The following is a 20,467-nucleotide window of genomic DNA, read 5'->3' as shown; positions in this document are numbered from 1 at the left end:
CCTAGACAGGTGAGCATCCCAACGAACACCGACGTCGTCGTGGTCGGCGCCGGTTTCGCCGGCCTGACCGCCGCCCGCGCGCTGGTCGGGCTCGGACATCAGGTGGTGGTGCTGGAGGGCCGCGACCGCGTCGGCGGCCGCTCGTCGACCGCCATGATCGCCGACGTGCCGGTGGACCTGGGGGGCACGTTCGTCGGCCCGACCCAGGATGCGGTGCTGGCGCTGGCCGACGAACTCGGGTGCCGCACGGTGCCCACCTACGACCGCGGCAAGAACCTGATCCGGTGGCACGGGCGGGTGCGCTCCTACCGGAGCACCATCCCGCGGCTGTCGATGATGGAACTGTTCGACGTGTCGCGCATCCAGTGGCGCTTCGAACGGCTCTGCCGGCTGATCCGGATCACCGAGCCGTGGACAAGTCCCAACGCCGAGAAACTCGACGAACTCACCCTCGAGCAGTGGTTGCGCTCGGCCGGTGCCAACGCGTCGACCCGCAACCTCATGGCGATCATGTCGCGGGTCACCTGGGGTGCCGAGCCCGACGAGGTGTCGATGCTGCACGCCGCCCGCTACGTCAAGGCCGCGGGCGGGCTGGATCGCATGCTCGACGTCCGCGACGGCGCGCAACAGGATCGTTTTCCCGACGGGAGCCAGCAGATCGCCGTGAAGATGGCCGACGAGCTCGGAGATCGGGTGCTGCTCAACGCCCCTGTCGGCGCCATCGAGCGCCGCCCCGACGGCACTGTCGCGGTGAGCTCCCCGGCCGGCGCAGTACACGCACGCGCGGTGATCGTCGCCATCCCGCCCCAACACCGGGTCGGCATCGAATTCAACCCGCCACTGCCCGAGCCCTACACCGAGCTGGCCGAGAACTGGCCGCAGGGCAATCTCAGCAAGGCCTACGCCGCCTACGAACGACCGTTCTGGCGCGCCAACGGCTGCTCGGGTGAGGCATTGTCCGACGAGGGGCCGGTGTTCATCACCTTCGACGTCAGCCCGGGAGACGGTTCATCCAACGGGCCCGGAATCCTGCTCGGGTTCACCGATGCCCGCACATTCGACCGGCTCCCACCGGACCAGCGGCGCGAGCAGGCACTGTCCGGGTTCGCCACGCTGTTCGGCGATGCGGCGCTGACACCGATCGACTACATCGACCAGTGTTGGAGCGCAGAACAATTCGCACCCGGCGGGCCGACGGCGGCGGTGCCACCGGGTTCGTGGACTCAGTACGGCCGGTGGCTGCGCGAACCGGTGGACAGCATCCACTGGGCGGGCACCGAGACCGCCGATGAGTGGACCGGATTTCTCGACGGGGCAGTCCGGTCCGGCAAGCGGGCGGCCGCCGAAGTCGCGGGCCGGCTCACCGGCTGACTGCTTGATCCACCGCCCGGGTCGAAGCCACCGATTCGGCCAGCGCGCGCAATTGGGCATTCACCTGTGACGGGCATTCCAGGATGGCGCAGTGCCCGCCGGGCATCTCGACGAACGCGCTCAGGTTCGGGGCGTCGGCGGCGATGCGGCGGGCGGCGTTGATGGGCAGCAACCGGTCCTTGGCACTACCGATCACGAGCGTCGGGACCGACAGATTTTTCAGTGAGATATGTTGCGGTCCAACACTGTTGACCAGCGCCCTGGCCCAGCCGCCGCGTCCGGCCGCCGACGTCTCGGCGAACAGGCGATAGACGAACTCGGCGACCCACGGCTCGGCCTCGTAGCCCACCGCCAGACGCGCGACCAACCGCTTGTTGGGACGCTCGGTGATCCGGGGCATCCGCGCTCCGCCCAAGGTCCTGATCGCGGTACCCGCGGCCCGGATGCGCGTCGACGCCAGCGGCGCGGGCACCCGCAGTAGTTGCACGTCCCGCACCAGGTCCCCGGTGGTGGTGTTGATCAGCGCGACAGCGTCGGCGCGGGCGGCCACCTGGGCCGGGTAGCGCTGCGACCACGAGGTGATCGCGATGCCGCCCATCGAGTGCCCGGCGATAATCGCCCGTTCACCGGGCTTGAGCGTGGCGTCGAGTACCGCGTCGAGGTCGGCTGCGAGGTGGTTGAGGCTGTAGCGATCGCGGCCGCGTGGAGCCTCGCTGCGGCCGTGCCCGCGGTGGTCGTAGGCGATGACGCGGTAATCGGTGGCCAGATCGGCGATCTGATGGGCCCAGACCCCGATGGCACAGGTGATGCCGTGGGCCAGCACGATCGGATAGCCGTCGGCGGGCCCGAACACCTCGGCGTGCAACCGCACGCCGTCGACAGCGCGCACCTGCACGGCGCGCCCCGGTGGTAGCTGGGGAAGGGTCATGATGCTCCGATCATTGGCGTCGTTGCCGGGTGAAACCGGGCTTTATGAGCCTACCGTTCCGGTGATCAACACCGGTTTGACGACGTCAGCGGCCTTGGCAGCGGCCCAGGCCCGGTCGAAGTCGTCGAACAGGAAGCGGCTCACGAATTTGTCGAGCGGAAGTTCGCCACGGCGATGCAGATCCACCAGGCGCGGGATGAAGGTGTGCGGTTCGCTGTCACCCTCCACCACGCCGCGCACGGTCAGACCCTTGCCCATGATGGCAGCGACGGGTAGCTCGGCGGTCAACGCACCCAGGCCCAGCAGCGCCAACGTGCCACGTTCGCGCAACACCCCGACGGCGGCGGCCAGGACGTCGGGCCGTGCGGTGGTGTCGACGGCGGCGGCCGCTCCCCCGGTCAGCTCGAGCACCACCGCAGCGGCGTCGGACGCGACCGGGTCGATGGCCGCGGTGGCTCCCAATTCGGTTGCCAGCGTGCGCCGCTGCACGATCGGATCGACGGCGATGACGGTGCGGCACCCGGCGATGCGGGCGCCCATCACCGCCGAGAGCCCGACGGCGCCGGCACCGAACACCACGAGCGCATCCGCGGGTTGTGGCGCAAGCACATTGAGCACCGCACCCACACCGGTCTGCACGCTGCAGCCCAGCGGGGCGGCCAGCGCGGGATCCATCGGCTCGGGCAGCACCACGGCATTGCGGCTACCGGCGATCGCGTAGGTGCAGAAGCTGGACTGGCCGAAGAACCCGCCGCCGATCGGGGCACCGTCGCGGTACATGGCGCTGGACGCGTCGGGACGGCTGCCGCGCATGTTCAGGTCGGTGGAACGCTCGCAGTAGGCCGGGGCGTCGGCCCGGCAGTTGAAGCACGTGCCGCAACTGGCGAAGGTGAGGACCACTTGGTCGCCGATCCGGGCGACGGCATCCGGCCCGGTCTGGACCACGGTTCCCGCGCCTTCATGGCCGAACACCATCGGGAGCCTGCGAAACCGCGCGGCCACGCTCACATCGGTGTGGCAGATGCCCACCGCGTCGATGCGGACCAGAACTTCGTCACCGACTGGCTCGCGCATCTGGACGTCAGTGAGCTGCGGATCGGCTCCGGCGTCGAGCACCACCGCGGCGCGGGCGTTGAGCATCCGGTGATGCTAACCACCAACTTGACACCTGTCACAATTGGCTGGCGACCCACCAGAAGGAGACACCGATGCGTGCAGCACAGATCACCGCCCTCGACGGTCCCGATGCGGTACGGGTGGCCGACGTCGCCGAACCCTCAGCTGACGAGGCGGTGGTGATCGACGTCCACGCCGCTGGGGTCGCGTTCCCGGACGCCCTGCTCACCCGCGGGCTCTACCAATACAAGCCTGATGTGCCGTTCACTCCCGGCGCCGAGGTCGCCGGGGTGGTCCGCAGCGCTCCGGCCGGGGCCCACGTCCGCGCCGGTGACCGGGTGCTTGGCCTGACCATGTTGTCCGGCGGCATGGCCGAAGTCGTGGCACTGCCCGCCGATCGGGTGTTCGCTCTGCCGCACGCGGTCTCGTTCGAGGCCGGCGCCGGCATCCTGTTCAACGACCTGACCGTGCATTTCGCGTTGCGCACGCGCGGCAGGCTGGCCAAGGGTGAGACCGTACTGGTGCACGGCGCGGCAGGAGGCATCGGCACCTCCGCGCTGCGATTGGCCCCTGCGCTGGGCGCGTCGCGCACCATCGCGGTGGTGTCCACCGAGGAGAAGGCCGAAATCGCCAGGGCCGCAGGCGCATCGGAGGTGGTGCTGGCCGACGGATTCCGGGATGCGGTAAAGGAACTCACCGACGGCCGCGGCGTGGACATCGTCCTCGACCCGGTCGGCGGCGACCGCTTCACCGACTCACTGCGGTCGCTGGCCGTGGGCGGACGCCTGCTGGTCGTCGGGTTCACCGGCGGTGACATTCCCACGGTCAAGGTCAACCGCCTGCTGCTCAACAACGTCGACGTGATCGGCGCGGGCTGGGGTGCCTGGACGTTCTCCCACCCCGGTTATCTGCAGGAGCAGTGGGCCGAACTGCAACCGTTGCTGGCCTCCGGTGCGGTGCCCGCACCGCAGCCGCAGGTGTACCCGCTGGAGCAGGCCGCGCAGGCCATAGCGTCACTGGAGAACCGCAGCGCGAAAGGCAAAGTGGTCCTGAAGCTGCGCTGACCCCGGAATATCTCCGCGGTCGCCGGTGTTGCGGGGTGCGTGAGCGAACATGCCGAACTGAGCCCGACCGACTGGGTACGTGACCAGACCCAACGCATCCTGGAGCAAGGCACCACCGACGGCGTCGAGGTGCTCGATCGCCCGATCGTGCTGTTCACGACGACAGGCGCCAAGTCAGGTAAGAAGCGGTACGTGCCGCTGATGCGCGTCGAAGAGAACGGTCGTTACGCGATGGTGGCGTCCAAGGGCGGCGACCCGGCGCACCCCTCGTGGTACTTCAACGTCAAGGCCAACCCGGCCGTGACGGTGCAGGACGGCGACAAGACCGCGTCGCTGACTGCCCGTGAACTGGCTGGCGAGGAGCGCGAGCATTGGTGGAAGCTGGCAGTCGAGGCCTACCCGCCTTATGCCGAGTACCAGACCAAGACCACTCGGCAGATTCCCGTCTTCATCGTCGAATAAGCGGCGTCGAATAAGCGCTACCACCATCCGAGGGCGTCGGACATCTGCCGCGCCAACTCGGTGGTGAGTGTGCGCACGTAGGCCGCCGACAGGTGATGGGCATCGTGGTACACCAGCACGTTGCCCTCCACGGCCCGACAGACGGTGGGCCGGCACACCGCATCGCTGAGGTCGAGCGCCTTCATCAGCGGATAGTCGGTTAGGTACTCGACGGTCGGATTGCGCTGGGCCAGCGCCAAGTCGCGCGGCAGCCCGCAGGAGTCGGCGTCGCCACCTTTCGACAGACAGTCGACGGGTGAGAAGAACCATCCGTCCCGGATCATCCACGGTGTATCGCGTATGCCAAGCATCGGGATCCCGTTGGCGGACAAGTCATCCCAGATCCCGAGGTAGTGGTCGGGCACATAGTCGCCCGGGCTGTTGAGCTTCGGGCGCGTCGAGGTGAAGAACACATAGTCCGGGCGGTCGGCGATGATCCGCGCCAGCGCATTGTCGGACCACGTCCGGCAGGACGGATAGGTGTCCGAGGATCCCGCGATGATCGGTACGCGTTTGGTGGTCAGCGGGCAACCGAACTTCAGGTAGGTGGTCACCTTGAAGCCGTGTTGACGCCCGAGCTGGTGCAGCGCGGTCAGCCAGTGCTCCGAATGCGATCCGCCGGCCAGCGCGATGGTGTGGTCACCCTTGGGGTCGCCGTACACGCACGTGAGGACGTCATCACCGGTGAACCCCGTGACGCAATGGTCGACCGATGAGGGCGGGATATCGTCGTCGGCCTCCAGCGCACTCGGCCGAGTCGGCAACTTCGCGACCCGACGATTCTCGATCAGCGCCTGCGCCCCCGGATAGTCGCGGATCGGGAGCATGCCGAGTTCCGCGCCGCTGGCCCGGGCCAATGCGACATGGCCCTGCCACATCAGCGACATCGCCACGAGCACCACCGCGACCAGCAGCACGACCGCACCCGACACCATCCGGATGCCGGGCCCGCGACGCCACGGCAGCTGCGCACACCGCGCGGTCAGCAGCGCCAGCAGCCCTGCGGCCAGCATGATCGCGATGCCGTCGACCAGGCCGACGGCATCGTCGTTGATGGTGGCCAGCCAGAAGATCAGCACGGGCCAATGCCACAGGTACAGCGGATAGGCCGCCGCCCCGATGGTGACCAACGGGCCGCTGCGCAGGAACTCCGTTGCCCTGTCCGACGTCCCCTGTGCCGCACTCACGATGATGAGCACCGTCGCGGCCACCGGAATCGCCGTCCAGAGGCCCGGGGACTGCACGGTCCGGTCGGTCACCACACCGCACACCAGGATCGCCGCCAGCCCGGCCACCGCCGCACCCGCGCGCAACCAGTCGGGCCACCGGATTCCGCCCACCGGGCCGGAGACGACAGCTGCCGCCAGCACTCCGGCCAACGGCTCCCACGCCCGGGCGGCGGTGCTGTAGTAGGCGAGCATCGGGTTGTCCGATTGTGTCGTGAGCGCGTAGTACAGCGATGCCGCCGCCCCGATCCCGGCCGAGGCCACCAGAACCCGGCGTCGCGCACCGCGACCGCGACGCAATGTCAGCACGATCGCCGCACCGGCGAGCAAGAAGAACGCGAGCGCGAACTGGCCCAGCACCGAGACGGCCCACAGGTGGTGCAGAGGCGTCACCGCCTCACCGGCCTGCACATAGTCGTCGGCCGACCGGAGCAACTGCCAATTCTGATAGAAGCCGAGGCCGGCCAGGGTCTGGTCGGCGAATGCCTCCCACCGGGTCTGCGGCTGGATCAGCACCGTGCCCACCGCACTCACCAACACCACGAGAACCAGGGGAGGCAGCAGCCTGCGCGCGACCCGTACCAGCTCCGCCACCAGAACCGTCGGGCTCGCCGTGCCGATGCTGCGGAGTACGCGGCCGCCGAGGAAGTACCCGGACAGGACCAGTAGGACGTCCAGGCCGCCGGGCGCCCGACCGAACCAGAGGTGGCAGACGACCACCATCAGGATGGCCACGCCGCTCAGTCCGACCAAGTCGTCGCGAACCGGACGGGTCGCGGCGGCAATGCGGACCCGATCGCCAACAATCGCCTGCACGCTGAAACTTCCCCTGGGCCGAGTTCGCCGGTCAATGACGATGAGAACACCCTGGGGCCACACCGATCGCCTCAGCGAGCATAGGCCACCCCAACAGGTGGTGATCCCCCGCGTCGACGCCTCTGGGACGCCACATCGGACAACCATGATGGCAGCGTTGTACGAACCGGCCATAGGCAGATTTGCCCGGCAAATCTAGCCTTGACCCATGACCGCCACCACCGCACCGGCTGCCAAGAAGTCCACCTACCGGCCGCTGGAGCTGTTCGACACCGACCGACTGCTCGATCAGGACGAGCGCGACATCGCCGCGAAGGTGCGGCAGTTTGTCGACAGCCGGCTACGGCCGAATGTCGGTGAGTGGTTCGAAGATGCCACGTTGCCGAGGGAGTTGGCCAAGGAGTTCGGCAAGCTCGGGGTGCTCGGCATGCATCTGCAGGGTTACGGCTGCGCCGGCACCAACGCCGTCAGCTACGGCCTGGCCTGCATGGAGCTGGAAGCCGGCGACAGTGGCTTCCGCAGTTTCGTATCCGTACAGGGCTCGCTGTCGATGTTCTCGATCTACCGGTACGGATCCGAGGAACAGAAGAATGAATGGCTGCCGCGACTGGCGACCGGTGATGCGATCGGCTGCTTCGGCCTCACCGAACCCGACTTCGGCTCGAACCCCGCCGGTATGCGCACCCGCGCCCGCCGCGACGGTGCGGACTGGGTGCTCAACGGCACCAAGATGTGGATCACCAACGGCAACCTGGCCGATGTGGCCACGGTGTGGGCCCAGACCGATGACGGCATTCGGGGATTCCTGGTGCCCACCGACACGCCGGGCTTCACCGCCAACGAGATTCATCGCAAGCTCTCGCTGCGGGCCTCGGTGACCTCCGAGCTCGTCTTGGACAACGTGCGGCTGCCGGCCTCGGCGCAACTGCCGCTGGCCGAGGGCCTGTCCGCGCCGCTGTCGTGTCTGAACGAGGCCCGGTTCGGCATCGTGTTCGGTTCACTCGGCGCCGCGCGCGACAGCCTGGAGACCGCGATCGACTACGCCGGCTCACGTGAGGTGTTCGACAAGCCGCTGACCAGCTACCAGCTCACCCAGGAAAAGCTGGCCAACATGACCGTCGAACTCGGCAAGGGAATGCTGCTGGCGATCCACCTGGGCCGCATCAAGGACGCCGAAGGAGCCAGGCCCGAACAGATCAGCCTGGGCAAGCTCAACAACGTCCGCGAGGCACTGGCCATCGCCCGGGACTGCCGGACCCTCTTGGGCGGCAGTGGAATCACCCTCGAATACTCACCGCTGCGGCACGCCAACAACCTCGAATCGGTTCTCACCTACGAGGGCACCTCCGAGATGCACCTGCTGTCGATCGGCAAGGCGCTGACCGGGCAGGCGGCGTTCCGCTGATGAGCGCTTGCGCGAAGAACAGAACGCACTGATGAGCGCTTGCGCGAAGAAGAGAACGCACCGATGAGCGCTTGCGCGAAGAGGAGAAGGCACTGATGGGCGCCCTCGACGGTGTGGTCGTCGTCGATTTCAGCCGGGTACTCGCCGGACCGTACGCGACCATGATGCTCGGCGACTTCGGGGCCGAGGTGATCAAGGTCGAACGACCGGGAACCGGCGACGACACCCGCGCCTGGGGACCGCCCTACGACTCATCTGGCGTGGCAACGTATTTCAATGCCGTCAATCGCAACAAGCGCTCGGTGGTGCTGGATCTGACCGACGCCGGCGACCGTGACCGGGCCAGATCCCTGGTGGCCGGCGCCGACATCGTGGTGGAGAACTTCCGGCCGGGCACCATGGAGAAACTGGGGCTCGGTTACGAGGATCTGCGAGCGATCCGTCCCGATCTGATCTACTGCTCGATCACCGGATTCGGTCGCGACGGCGGGGCCGAGTTGCCAGGATATGACCTGCTGGTCCAGGCGGTGGGCGGCCTGATGAGCGTCACCGGAACCGAACCGGGCGATCCGACCAAGGCCGGCGTGGCCCTGGTCGACGTGTTGGCCGGCCTGCACGCGCTGAGCGGAATCCTGGCGGCGCTGGCACACCGCGACCGCACCGGAGTCGGCCAGCGCGTCGACACCAACTTGTTCTCGGTTTTGTTGTCCTCCATGGTGAACCAGGCCTCGGGCTATCTGGGCGCCGGTGCGGTGCCGCAGATGATGGGCAACCGGCATCCGAGCATCGCCCCGTACCAGACATTCGATACCGCCGACCGCCCCATCGCGGTCGCCGTCGGCAACGACAAGCAATTCCGCGCCTTCGCCGCCGCCATCGGTGAACCACAGCTGGCCGACGACCCGCGGTTCGCTACCAATCCCCAACGGGTTGCTCATCGAGATGTGTTGTGCCCCGTCATCGAAACAGCGCTCAAGGTCCACGGTGCCGATCACTGGTATGCGGTGCTGACCGCCGCCAGTGTGCCCGCCGGGCCCATCAACGACCTCGCGGAGGCATTCGATTTCGCCCGCCGGCTCGGGATCGACGCGACGGTCCCGGTGCCCGGAACCACCACACCCCAAGTGGCCAACCCGATCACCTTGTCGGCGACACCGGTCACCTATCGCAGCGGGCCGCCACTACTGGGTGGCGATGACGCCGATCTCAGCCTGGCCGGCGAGACGCCAGCAGCTGCCAGGCCTTGAGGGCCAGCCACAGCTGCGCGCGGGTGTCGGCCGATTCCAGGTCGTCGCCCAACAGGCCAGAGATGCGCCGCATCCGGTTACGCATGGTGTGCCGATGGACCGCGAGCTCGGCGGCCGCCGCCTCCATCTGACCGTTGCGTCCGAGGAAGGCGGCCAGGGTGGGAATCAGTTCCTCCGCGCCGTCCAACGAATCCAATGGCGCTGCCAACAAGCGTAATTCGGCGGAACTGCGGCCGTCGAGCAGCACGCCCATCGGAGTGAGGTCCTCGAATTCGCTGAACCGCCCAGGGCTGGAATGCGCCGCAATGTGGGCCTGTTCCAGTGCCGTACGAACATCTGCCAGACGGGCAGGGCGGCTCATTCCGCCGCTGACCGTGATGCCCGCCTGCTGTTCGAGTTCGTCGATGACAGCGCGAATGCGGCTTCGGCCATCGCCGGCCGGAATCACGATCACGATCTCGCCGGCTCTCGGGGCCATCAGAAACGTGCTCAGCACACGGCCCAGTACGTGCTCGGCCGCCAACACCGGCCCCGTGCCGGTGAACGATGCCACCACCACGTCACCGTCGGGCTCAAAACCGAAGTAGCGCAATACCGCACGGTCGACAGCGCCGGAACCGGTGAACATCTCACGGGTGACGGCAATCCGCAGCAGTTGCTCCGCGTCGATCACCCGCGCCGGCTTCTCGATCGCAATCGAGATGAGCGACACCGCGTGCGCCACCAGTAGGCGGTCGGAATTGGACATCGGGGCGAGGGTCCGTACGGCGAGCCGACCGCGAACCGGATGGGCGGCCCGCAGATTCTGGATGGTCACAAAGGCATCCCCGTCGACGGTGACGTGAGCACCGTGGCGACGCGTCGCGCCGGCCTGCTCACCGAGCACAGCGATCAACCGCTCCTGCCCGCTGCCGGCGGCCGCCAACACCGTGCTGTCGGTGTCGACGACCACGACGGTCCCCGACAGACACTCGGCCAGCGCACCGACCACGCCGGGGATGCCGCCGCGCAGCGTGGCCCGGGCGAGGACTTCCTGCGCGTCGACGACCCGCTGCACCGATTGCAATTCGTCCGCCTTGAGCGCATCGACCACCACCCGGGCGATCGCGATGAACGGCGTCGATGCCGGCACCTCCAGCACCGGGAGACCGAATTCGTCTCCCGCGGCGCGCACGGCCGGTGGCACCTCGGCGATCGTGGTGCCGATATCGACGGCCAGCGCCGCCGTCCCGGCCGCGGCCAGGCGCGCTACGTAAGCGGATTGCGCGACGGCGTCCACACCGATGTTGATGCCCGTCGTCATGACCAACTCACCACCGGCCAGGTACGGGGTCGGATCCGGCAGCTCGATCGCATGCGCCCACGCGATCTCACGGTCGGCGCCTCGCCCTCCTGCCACCAACACCAGACCGAGGCTGTCGACCTCGGCCAGATCTCGTACGGTGAGCCCCACAGAAGCAGTCTTACTCCCCGAGACAGTCACGTGGCCACCCTCTGAGATTCGAGGTTTCCGCGGTCACCGGCATCACCCCAGAGCCCTGCTGTGACCGCCGGCACATCATCGCAGTCAATCACGTTGGGCTGTAGTGGAACTCACACTCTAAGAATTGGTTTTAATCTGCGCCGGCGGCGAGCATGGAGGGGTCCCATTTTCTTCGGGCGACCCCCGATGTGTGGATGTCAACAAACAAGCGAGGGCCCGCGATCCGGGCGCTCAGAGGAGTGAGAAGGATGTCGTTCGCACAATTTCGTGCAAATCAGAAGCGGGCCAGTATGCGGCGCCGCCTCTACGCGCGGATCAACCAGCTGCCCGACTCGTCGGTTCGCGAAGAGTTGATCGCAGTCGTCCAGCGGTACGAGCTTCAGGATTCAGTTCACTGAAATAGCGACTCCGCTGTCCAGAGCCGGTGGCCCCAAGGCCTCCGGCTCTGTTGTTTTACGGGTGGAACCGTCAGCCGCGGCCGAAGTACGGCATGGCCCGCGCCATCACGGTGAGCGACGGGACCGAAACCTCCAGCGGCAGATCGACCAGGTGCGCAACGGCACGCGCCACATGCTCGACGTCGAAAGTCGGCTCAGCCGCGAGACTTCCATCGGCCTGCAAGGTCTGGTGGCTGAAACCGGCGGTCATGTCGGTGGCGGCATTGCCGATGTCGATCTGGGTGACACAGATGTCGACATCGCGCAGATCCAACAACATTGACGCGGTCAAGCCACTCATCGCGTGCTTGGTGACGGTGTAGGCCAGGCTCTTGGGGCGCGGCCGGTGAGCGGAGATCGACCCGTTGTTGATGATGCGCCCGCCCCTCGGCAACTGGGCGGCCATGACGCGCGCGGCTTCTCGGGCGCAGAATACTGCGCCGTCGACATTGGTACGCCAGGTGGAATGCCACTGCTCATCCTCGATATCGGAAATCGAAGCCGACGGTCCGAACACACCTGCGTTGTTGAACAGCACATCGACCCGCCCAAAGGTGGAGACCGCATCGGCGAACAGAGCCTGCACCGAGGCTGAATCCGTGACATCAGTCGGGACGACACGGGCATTCGGGTTCCCGTCAGCGACAGCGCTCAGCGGTTCGGGGCGCCGGCCCGCCAGCACCACCCGATGGCCGGCATCCAACAGGACCCGGGCCGTCGCACGGCCGATGCCACTGCCCGCGCCGGTGATGATCACGACTTTCTGCACGGGTTCGATTGTGCCCCACCTCGCCTCAACGCATCCGGGATCGCCGGTTGCGCTGAGGCGAGGGAGTTCAGGTGAGCAGGTAAAGACCCACCGTGCCACCGTCGTTCACGGCGTAGACGGCCTCACCCGGGCCGGCGCCGACCGCGTTTGCGGCGGCCACCGCCGATGGGGCATCGGCATGATTTCCGGTCCAGTGCCACGCGCGTCCACCCGTGCCGGTGTGGTTGTCGAAGATGTAGAGGCCGACGGTCCCGCCGTCGTTGACCTCGAAGATCGCCTCGCCGGGGCCCGCACCCGATTCGGTGGCCGCGGCTGCCGCCGACGGTGCGTCCCCGTGATTGCCAGTCCATCTCCAGCTCATGTTGATCTCCTGTGTCGCGCGCCGATGCCCCCGGTTGATGGGCACATCCACTGTCGGCCGCAATCAGGGCATGACGCATGCGTAGTGCACTACTCGACTGCTGACGGACTTACGAGAAATTGCGCAGTTCCCTCCCGCGTCAATGCGTCGGCGTACCGCCCGCGGGACTCGGACGCGGCGCCGTGAAGAACGACGTGACCACCGCGATCACGCTGATCACCGCGGCGGCCATGAAAGCCGCATGCACGCCAGGCAGATCCGGCGCCCCACCCGAGCGGGACGCCTTGGTCATCACGGTCACGAACAGGGCTGTGCCCGCCGCGCCCGCCACCTGTTGCAGCGTCGTCAAGATGGCACTGCCATGTGAATAGAGCCGGTCGGGTAGGACGCCGAGCGCGTCAGTCATCAACGGGGTGAACATCATCGACAAGCCCACCATCATGATCGTCTGCAACACAACGAGTTCCCACACCGGCGACGCCGCCGACAACAACGTGAATCCCCACAACGACACACACAGCAGTACCGAACCGGGCACGACGAGCACCCGGGCACCGTGCCGGTCATACGCCCGCCCGACCAATGGACCGGCCAATCCCATCAGCAGACCGCCCGGCAACGTCGCCAACCCGGCGACCAACGCGCTCTGCTTCAACACGTCCTGGACATACAGCGGCACCATGATGATCGCGCCGAAGAGCCCCATGAAGCCCAGGACCACCAGGCCCAGCGACACCGAGAACCGCCGATAGGTGAACGGCCGCAGATCCAGGAATGCGCGGTCGCGTCGCTGCAGCTGTATCTGCCGCGCACCGAAGAGCACCATGGCCACCGCACCGATCGTCATCGGCACCCACGCGGGCAACGACTGCTGACCGTGTGCGGACTCCCCCATCAGCGACAGCCCGAACACCAAGCCCGCGAACGCAATCGCCGACAGCGGTACCGAAATGGGATCGATCGGGGTCGGTTCTTCACGCTCATCGCCGACCCGCAGCCATGCCATCCCGGCACTGAGCGCCGCCAGCGCGATGGGCAGCACGATCCAGAACATCCACCGCCAGTCGAGTGAGCCCAGGATGAATCCCGACAATGTGGGTCCGATCGCCGGTGCGACGGCGATGACGATCGAGATAGTGCCCATCATCTGGCCGCGCCGATCGGCCGGGATCAACGTCATGACCGTCGTCATCAACAACGGCATCATGACGGCGGTGCCGCAGGCCTGCACGATCCGTCCGATCAGCAGGACCGCGAATCCAGGCGCCAGCGCGGCGACCAGCGTGCCGGTACAGAACAACGCCATCGACCCCAGGTAGATGCTGCGCACCGGAAAGCGCTGCAACAGCGAGCCCGACATCGGGATGACGACGGCCATGGTCAACAGGAAGCCACTGGTCAGCCATTGCGCGGTGCTCGCGGAGATGTCCAGGTCGACGATCAGGGCGGGCAGCGCCACGCTCATGATCGTCTCGTTGAGGATCATCACGAACGCCGACCCCACCAACAGCGCGATGATGACATTTGCGCTCGCCAGGGCGCGCGGCTGCGTCGCGATCTCCCGGGTGCTCGGGCCCGTCGTCATTACCTCTCCCTGTCTCCCCCGAGACTTCGTCTTCGCAGCCACCCAGGGTAGGTGGGACACCCGACATGAGGGAAACCAGTTTTCGGGCTCCGCGGCAGCACACAAATTGACGCTGGCAGAAATTGAGTAGTGCACTACTGCATACGCCCGCGGCGCCGGGGCGAGAGCATCTCCCTGTGTGAGCATCTGCCCACGGCAGCTTCGGCGGCCCACTCTGAGGAGACGCAATGACAATTGCCGACGCGATCCCGCTCCAAGACGGCGCTATCCCCGCATCTCCCATGTCCGCCAACGGGATGCCGCATCCACTTGCGCTCACCGCGGCGAGTTTCAACGCAGCGATGACGGCTGCGGACAGGCTGATCATCGACGGTCACGCCACGAACGATGAAGTGCAAACACGAGTTGACTCCGCCTGCGATGCGCTTTCCGATCAGATTCACCTCCACCTGCGCTCCGGCACACCTGGCGCCGACGAGATGGGTACCTTCGTACGCCGGGAGACCTACCCGTACCTGGGGCTGAGCACCCTCATCGACCGGTCCTACACCAAGCCCCGCGGCTACGCAGGTGACTACCTGACGTTGCAGATGGTCTACGACGACCAACCGGACGGAGCCGGCAGACTCGGCCCCTACATCGACCGCTGGTTTCTCGGGATTCCGGCCTCCAGAGCGGTCAAGAATCGACGAAAACTATTGCGGGACATTATCGTCGATATCGCGCAGTCCTGCCACGGCAGGCCAACCGCGATCACCAGCCTGGCCTGTGGGCCGGCCCGTGAGATCTTCGACATCTTCGGCGAGCCGGACCACCCCGACATCATCGCCACCTGCTTGGACATCGACGACCAGGCTTTGGCCTACGCCACGAGCATCGCGCGCAGCATCGGCGTGACCGGACGAGTTGAGTTCGTGCAAGCCAATGTCGTCAAGATCGCTCTAGGACGCCAAGTACTCGAGTTGGGTGACCAGGATCTGGTGTATTCGATCGGCCTCATCGACTACCTGGCCGATCACCTCGTGGTGAGGCTGCTCGACTGGATGTACCACCGCCTGCGGCCCGGTGGCACCGCGATCGTCGGCAACTTCGACGTCGACAACCCCGACCGCGCCTTCATGGACCACCTGCTCGACTGGAGACTGATCCATCGGTCCCCGCAAGACTTGGCGGATCTGTTCGCGCAATCGGAGTTCGGGACCGCGCGGGTGCAGGTGCGGCGCGAAGCGGCCGGGATCAACCTGTTCGCGTCTGCCAATCGGCCGGGGTAACCGGGCGCGCAATCCATTCACATGCAATAGAGAATGGCCCCCGGAGATGATCTCCGAGGGCCATTCTCGCTAGTAGCGGGGACAGGATTCGAACCTGCGACCTCTGGGTTATGAGCCCAGCGAGCTACCGAGCTGCTCCACCCCGCGTTGGTAAATAGAAGGTTACCGGGGTGGTCGGCACAGTTCCAAATCGTCTGCTCAGAGCCGGTTTTTGGCCCGATAGGACATAGATCGCGACCCGAAATCCGGCTCACGATCAGTCCACGAAACGCACCACCTGGCCGCATCGGAACACACCGGCCGGGTCGTGCCGCTCGGCCAGGGCGGCCAGCCAGTGCCGGCTCTCCTCGTCGTAGACCCGTACAGCCCGCCCAGCGTCCTCAGAGGGCGCGAAATTGACCAACTGGCCGCCGCTGGACCATTGCGACAGCGCGACGATCAATGCGCCGGCCTGAGGCGCCACGGCTTCGGCCATCGGAGGCACCAGGACGCCGACGGTGCTCACCGCGAAAGCCGCGTCACGATGGCAGAACGCGCTGCGATGTCGCCCCTCGCGCGCCAACGCCCCGCCGAGCATCCGGACTTCGACGATGGTCTGCACCGAACCGGAATCCGGCCCGGCCGCGCCCAGAAGTACCTCGACGGCCTCCGCGGTCAATTCCCGCAGCAGCGTGTGATGTTCGTAGATCGGCATCGGGTCGACCGGATCGGCATGCACCGCACCGATTGCGGCGTACGGCATCACTGCCACGGTGTCGAGGACCGGGGTGGCGATCGCCCGCATCGGCGCCAGGAGCCGTTCGGCCTCGGCGAAATCGCCGAGGGCGGCGTAGCGCACCGCGACCGTGAAGCGGCCGGCCAGCGGCTCGGGAATCGCGGGCAGCGGCGGAAGCTGCTGCAGGGCAATGGATGTAGAGACCGATTCGGGTAGGTCAGCGCACCAACCGGCCCATTCGCGCAGCACCACCGCGGCATCCGCACCGTCGAAATACACCGCGCCGCCATAAAACTCGGAGATCGGGAGCAGATCGATCTCGACGGCCGTGACGATGCCCAACGTCGACTTGCCGCCGCGCAGACCCCAGAACAGCTCCGCGTTCTCCTCCGGCGACGCGCGCAGCAACTCCCCTGCGCCGGTGACCAACTCGAAGGACCGCACATAGTCCGACGACAGCCCCACCGAGCGCACCAACGGACCGATGCCCGCGCCGGTCAGGAATCCGACGACACCGACGCCGGGCGCGGAACCACCCAACCCCGCGAGCCCGTGCGGCGATGCCGCGTCGAGCACGTGCTGCCACGTAGCCCCGGCCGCCACCCGCGCGGTGCGGGTCACCGGGTCCACGGTCACGTCGGTCATGGCAGAGGTCACCACGAGGATCGTGTCGGAGGCGACAGACAAAGCACCGTGGCCGGTGGCCTGCACGCCCACCCGGTAACCCTTTGCGGCCGCGAAGCCGACGGTGTTGGCGATGTCGTAGGCCGTGGACGCCAACACCACCGCCGCGGGCGCCACGGTGGCCGCCACATTCCACGGGGTGGCCCGCTCATAGCCGGCTTCCCCCGGCAATGCGACAGGCGCGGCAACATGGGCTCGTAACCCTTCCAGGGCATCGTCCAGGCCCTCGTGCGGAAGGTCGGTCATGGTCATCGGGATCCTCCAGGAAATGGCGCTCGACAGCACGTGCGAATTCTCGGCGCACAGCATCGCCGCGGCCACTTGGCATCTACTTGGCGGCCAGCTCAGGCGGGACCAGCTGCGACAGAAGTGCCCACCTTCCAAGGAAAGTGGGCACTTCTGTCGCGCCAACCCGCTGCGCTACTTGGACGAATCGAACTTCTTCATCGCATCGTTCAAACGCTGCAGCGCCTGCCCGTACTTGCCGAAGTCACCGCTGCGCTGCGCATCCTGCGCCTCCGTCAGGGCCGATTCGACCTCCTTGAGGGCGGCGGCCTTGGCGGGCGACAACTGCACCGGCTCACCGGGCGGGATCGCCCCGGCCGGCGGCGCGACGACCTGCGGCGCCTGACCGTCCGGACCGGCCGGCGGCTGGGCGGCCGGCGGCGCTTCCGGATTGGCTATGGCCTGCGGCCTGCCGTCAGTGGGAGCCACATTGGTGGCGGTCGCTCCCGCCCCCGGGCCGAACAACTCGGTCAGCGCGTCACTGACGGTCGGGCCGTACCCGACCTTGTCGCCGTAGAGCATGGCCACCCGGATCAGGCGCGGATAGGTCGATGCCGCGTCGCTGGTACCGGGGGACGCGTAAACCGGTGCCACGTACAGCAATCCGCCGTCAGCGACCGGCAGGGTCAACAGGTTGCCCCACCGGATCCGGTTCAGGTTGTCGCGCCCGATCACACCGAGGTCCTGTGTCACGGCAGTGTCGGTACTGATCGCGTTGAACGCCTGCTTCGGGCCCTTGACCTCACCCGGGATGGTCAGCACCGTGATCTTGCCGTAGCTCGACGGATCCGAGCTGGCGCTGACATAGGCGGCGAGGAACTCACGCTGCAGCCAGTTCAGCGCGCTGGTCAGCTGGAACGACGACGAATTGTCGTTGTTGGCCAGGTCCCGGGCCACGATGTAGTACGGCGGCTGGTAGCTGCTCGCGTTGGGGTTGGGATCCAGCGGCACATTCCAGAAATCGGCGTTGGTGAAGAACTTCACCGGATCGTCGACGTGGTACTTGGTCAGCAGGGACCGCTGGACCTTGAACAGGTCTTCGGGATAACGCAGGTGCGACTGCAACTCCGGGGAGATGTCGGCCTTCGGTTTGACGGTGCCCGGGAACACGCTCATCCAGGCCTTGAGAACGGGATCCTGTTCGTCCTGGGCGTACAGCGTCACCGTGCCGTCGTAGGCGTCGACCGTGGCCTTGACGGAGTTGCGGATGTAGGACACCTGCTTGTCGGGAGCCAGCCGGTTGACCGCGACCTCGTTGGAATCAGCTGTCGCACTCGACAGCGTGGTCAGCTCCGAATACGGGTAGTTGTCCAGTGTTGTGTAGCCGTCGACGATCCAGACCATGCGCTTGTTGACGATCGCCGGGTACACGCTCGTGTCGGTGGTCAGCCACGGCGCCACCGCCTCCACCCGCTCGGCCGGATCCCGGTTGAACAGGATCTTGCTGTTCTCACCGATCACGTTGGACAGCAGGAAGTTTCGCTCGGCGAACTTGGCGGCGAACACCGACCGCGCCAGCCAGTTGCCGATCGGCACTCCGCCGGTGCCCGAGTATGTGTAGTTCTTGGTGTCGGTGTTGGTCTCGTAGTCGTACTCGCGGTCGGCATCACCGTTCTTGCCGACGATCGCGTAGTCAGCGGCGGTGTCGGAGATGACCGGCCCGAAGTAGACGCGCGGCTGATCGAGCGGTGCGGGGCCGGGTGAGACGACCTTGCCGTTGGCACCGACGACGCTGGCGAGGAACTCCGGGTAACCGCCGTTCTGGTTGGGGTCGTTGGCGATTCCGCGCACCGTGTTGGCCGGCGAGGCGATGAACCCGTTGCCGTGCGTGTACACGGTGTGCCGGTTGATCCAGTCGCGCTGGTTCTCGATCAGCCGATCCGGGTTGAGTTCACGTGCGGCGACGACGAAGTCGCGAGGATTCCCGTCGGGACCGGCATAGCGGTCGATGGCCAGCTGGTCCGGGAAGAAGTAGAAGTTCTTGCCCTGCTGGAACTGCGTGAACGCGGGGCTGACGATCGTCGGATCGAGCAGCCGGATATTCGACGTGGTGGCCCGGTCCGCCGCAACCTGCGCGGCGGTCGTCTGACCGTTGCTCTCGTAATTGCGGTACGTCACCGTGTCGTCGGTGAGCCCGTAGGCCTGCCGCGTCGCGGTGATACTGCGGCTGATGTACTCGCTCTCCTTCTGCGCGGCGTTGGGCTTGACGCTGAACTGCTCGACGATCAACGGCCACCCCGCCCCGACCACCAGAGAGCTCAGCAGCAACAGCACCACGCCGATGGCCGGAATCCGCAAGTCGCGCAGCACGATCGCCGAGAACACCGCCACCGCACAGATCACAGCGATGGCCAGCAGGATCAGCTTGGCCGGCAGCACGGCGTTGATGTCTGTGTAGCCGGCACCGGTGAACGGCTTGCCGGCGCGAGTGTTGCTCAGCAATTCGTAACGGTCCAGCCAGTACGCGAGTGCCTTAAGCACGATCAGGAAACCGACCAGGCTGATCAGTTGGATGCGGGCGGCCCGGCTCAGCGCTCCACTGCGGCCGGCCAGCCGAATCCCGCCGAACACATAGTGCCCCAGCAGATTCGCGATGAACGCCAGGAACGTCGCGACGAACAGGTAGGTCAGCACCAACCGGTAGAACGGCAGATCGAACGCGTAGAAGCCCAGATCGCGGCCGAACTGGGGATCGGTGATCCCGAAGTCACTCCCGTGCAGGAACAACTGCACCCGCACCCAATAGCTCTGAGCGATCACGCCGGCCAGCAGGCCGATGAAGACCGGCACCCCGATTCCGAACAGCCGCAACCGGGCGAGCACGGTGGTGCGGTAACGCGCCACCGGATCGTTCGGGCCGGTAGCCGGGACGAACACCGGGCGGTTGCGGTAGGCCAGGGCCAGCCCGGCGAACACCACCGCTCCGATGAGCAACCCCACCACGAGGAACACGATGAGCCGGGTGGCCAGCACGGTGGTGAACACCGAGCGATACCCCAATTCGCCGAACCACAACCAGTCGACATAGGTGTCGACCACCCGGGGTCCGATCAGCAACGCCAGCACCGCCACCAGTGCCAGCCCGATCAGGACCCGACTACGTCGCGTCAACTTCGGCATCCTCGCCGCGGGCCGCATCCCCACTCGTGAACTCCCGTTTCAGCCTCGGTGGACTCGTGACATGCCCGACGGGGCCGCCCGAT

The 20,467-nt window shown here is 66.8% G+C and carries 15 protein-coding genes and 1 tRNA gene; 6 read left to right on the top strand and 10 right to left on the bottom strand.

The window, feature by feature from the left end:
• Positions 1-9 precede the first annotated feature (9 nt).
• A complete protein-coding gene (locus QQ25_RS10150) occupies positions 10-1,371 on the top strand; it encodes a flavin monoamine oxidase family protein (protein WP_039378477.1) in 1,362 nt (453 codons plus the stop codon).
• Here QQ25_RS10150 and QQ25_RS10145 read toward each other — a convergent pair.
• Both QQ25_RS10145 and QQ25_RS10140 read right to left on the bottom strand, forming a co-directional pair.
• Positions 1,361-2,299, bottom strand: coding sequence for an alpha/beta fold hydrolase (locus QQ25_RS10145; RefSeq protein ID WP_039378476.1), 939 nt, complete (start codon positions 2,297-2,299; stop codon positions 1,361-1,363). The two genes, QQ25_RS10150 and QQ25_RS10145, sit on opposite strands and share 11 nt — an antisense overlap.
• A 42-nt stretch (positions 2,300-2,341) precedes the next feature.
• On the bottom strand, positions 2,342-3,439 hold the full coding sequence (locus QQ25_RS10140) for an NAD(P)-dependent alcohol dehydrogenase (protein ID WP_039378475.1): 1,098 nt from the start codon (positions 3,437-3,439) through the stop codon (positions 2,342-2,344).
• 68 nt (positions 3,440-3,507) lie between these two features.
• Between QQ25_RS10140 and QQ25_RS10135 the strand changes: the two genes are divergently transcribed.
• Together QQ25_RS10135 and QQ25_RS10130 are read left to right on the top strand one after the other, a co-directional pair.
• The gene (locus tag QQ25_RS10135) at positions 3,508-4,479 is read left to right on the top strand and encodes an NADPH:quinone oxidoreductase family protein (RefSeq protein WP_039378473.1); all 972 of its coding nucleotides are present in this window, start codon (positions 3,508-3,510) and stop codon (positions 4,477-4,479) included.
• Positions 4,480-4,518: 39 nt separating this feature from the next.
• The gene (locus QQ25_RS10130) at positions 4,519-4,941 is read left to right on the top strand and encodes a nitroreductase family deazaflavin-dependent oxidoreductase (RefSeq protein ID WP_039317749.1); all 423 of its coding nucleotides are present in this window, start codon (positions 4,519-4,521) and stop codon (positions 4,939-4,941) included.
• Positions 4,942-4,958: 17 nt separating this feature from the next.
• Here the strand turns inward: QQ25_RS10130 and QQ25_RS10125 are convergent, their stop codons facing one another.
• Positions 4,959-7,022, bottom strand: a complete 2,064-nt coding sequence (locus tag QQ25_RS10125; RefSeq protein WP_052235734.1) for an acyltransferase family protein — start codon at positions 7,020-7,022, stop codon at positions 4,959-4,961.
• 208 nt (positions 7,023-7,230) lie between these two features.
• Between QQ25_RS10125 and QQ25_RS10120 the strand changes: the two genes are divergently transcribed.
• Both QQ25_RS10120 and QQ25_RS10115 read left to right on the top strand, forming a co-directional pair.
• The gene (locus QQ25_RS10120; RefSeq protein ID WP_039378471.1) at positions 7,231-8,427 is read left to right on the top strand and encodes an acyl-CoA dehydrogenase family protein; all 1,197 of its coding nucleotides are present in this window, start codon (positions 7,231-7,233) and stop codon (positions 8,425-8,427) included.
• 95 nt (positions 8,428-8,522) lie between these two features.
• Positions 8,523-9,674, top strand: a complete 1,152-nt coding sequence (locus tag QQ25_RS10115; protein WP_052235733.1) for a CaiB/BaiF CoA transferase family protein — start codon at positions 8,523-8,525, stop codon at positions 9,672-9,674.
• On the opposite strand, the gene QQ25_RS10110 is transcribed toward QQ25_RS10115, so the two are convergent.
• The 4 genes from QQ25_RS10110 to QQ25_RS10090 form a co-directional block, all read right to left on the bottom strand.
• Positions 9,634-11,127 (bottom strand): PucR family transcriptional regulator, encoded by a 1,494-nt coding sequence (locus QQ25_RS10110; protein WP_039378470.1) that lies wholly within the window; start codon positions 11,125-11,127, stop codon positions 9,634-9,636. The two genes, QQ25_RS10115 and QQ25_RS10110, sit on opposite strands and share 41 nt — an antisense overlap.
• 498 nt (positions 11,128-11,625) lie before the next feature.
• Positions 11,626-12,372 carry an SDR family oxidoreductase gene (locus tag QQ25_RS10100; RefSeq protein ID WP_039378690.1) on the bottom strand — a complete coding sequence of 249 codons (747 nt, stop codon included), beginning with the start codon at positions 12,370-12,372 and terminating at the stop codon, positions 11,626-11,628.
• Between the two features lie 58 nt (positions 12,373-12,430).
• Entirely contained in the window at positions 12,431-12,724 is a 294-nt protein-coding gene (locus QQ25_RS10095) for a hypothetical protein (protein ID WP_131546143.1), read from the bottom strand.
• Between the two features lie 139 nt (positions 12,725-12,863).
• Complete coding sequence (locus tag QQ25_RS10090) at positions 12,864-14,309, bottom strand: DHA2 family efflux MFS transporter permease subunit (RefSeq protein WP_039317743.1); 1,446 nt, start codon at positions 14,307-14,309, stop codon at positions 12,864-12,866.
• A gap of 227 nt (positions 14,310-14,536) precedes the next feature.
• Here QQ25_RS10090 and QQ25_RS10085 point away from each other — a divergent pair, with 227 nt between their 5' ends.
• The gene (locus QQ25_RS10085; RefSeq protein WP_052235731.1) at positions 14,537-15,580 is read left to right on the top strand and encodes a class I SAM-dependent methyltransferase; all 1,044 of its coding nucleotides are present in this window, start codon (positions 14,537-14,539) and stop codon (positions 15,578-15,580) included.
• A 73-nt stretch (positions 15,581-15,653) separates the two neighbouring features.
• On the opposite strand, the gene QQ25_RS10080 is transcribed toward QQ25_RS10085, so the two are convergent.
• The 3 genes from QQ25_RS10080 to QQ25_RS10070 all read right to left on the bottom strand — a co-directional run bounded on the left by QQ25_RS10080 (position 15,654) and on the right by QQ25_RS10070 (position 20,408).
• A tRNA-Met gene (locus QQ25_RS10080) sits at positions 15,654-15,727 on the bottom strand.
• 109 nt (positions 15,728-15,836) lie between these two features.
• Positions 15,837-17,231 carry an FAD-binding oxidoreductase gene (locus QQ25_RS10075; protein ID WP_039378687.1) on the bottom strand — a complete coding sequence of 465 codons (1,395 nt, stop codon included), beginning with the start codon at positions 17,229-17,231 and terminating at the stop codon, positions 15,837-15,839.
• A gap of 168 nt (positions 17,232-17,399) precedes the next feature.
• Entirely contained in the window at positions 17,400-20,408 is a 3,009-nt protein-coding gene (locus tag QQ25_RS10070; RefSeq protein WP_039317739.1) for a UPF0182 family protein, read from the bottom strand.
• Positions 20,409-20,467: the final 59 nt, after the last annotated feature.

Origin of the sequence: Mycolicibacterium setense (genome assembly GCF_000805385.1) — a bacterium.
In the GTDB taxonomy this organism is placed as follows: domain Bacteria; phylum Actinomycetota; class Actinomycetes; order Mycobacteriales; family Mycobacteriaceae; genus Mycobacterium; species Mycobacterium setense.
Note: the sequence above shows the minus strand (reverse complement) of the source record. Positions and strands in the feature narration are given on the sequence as shown.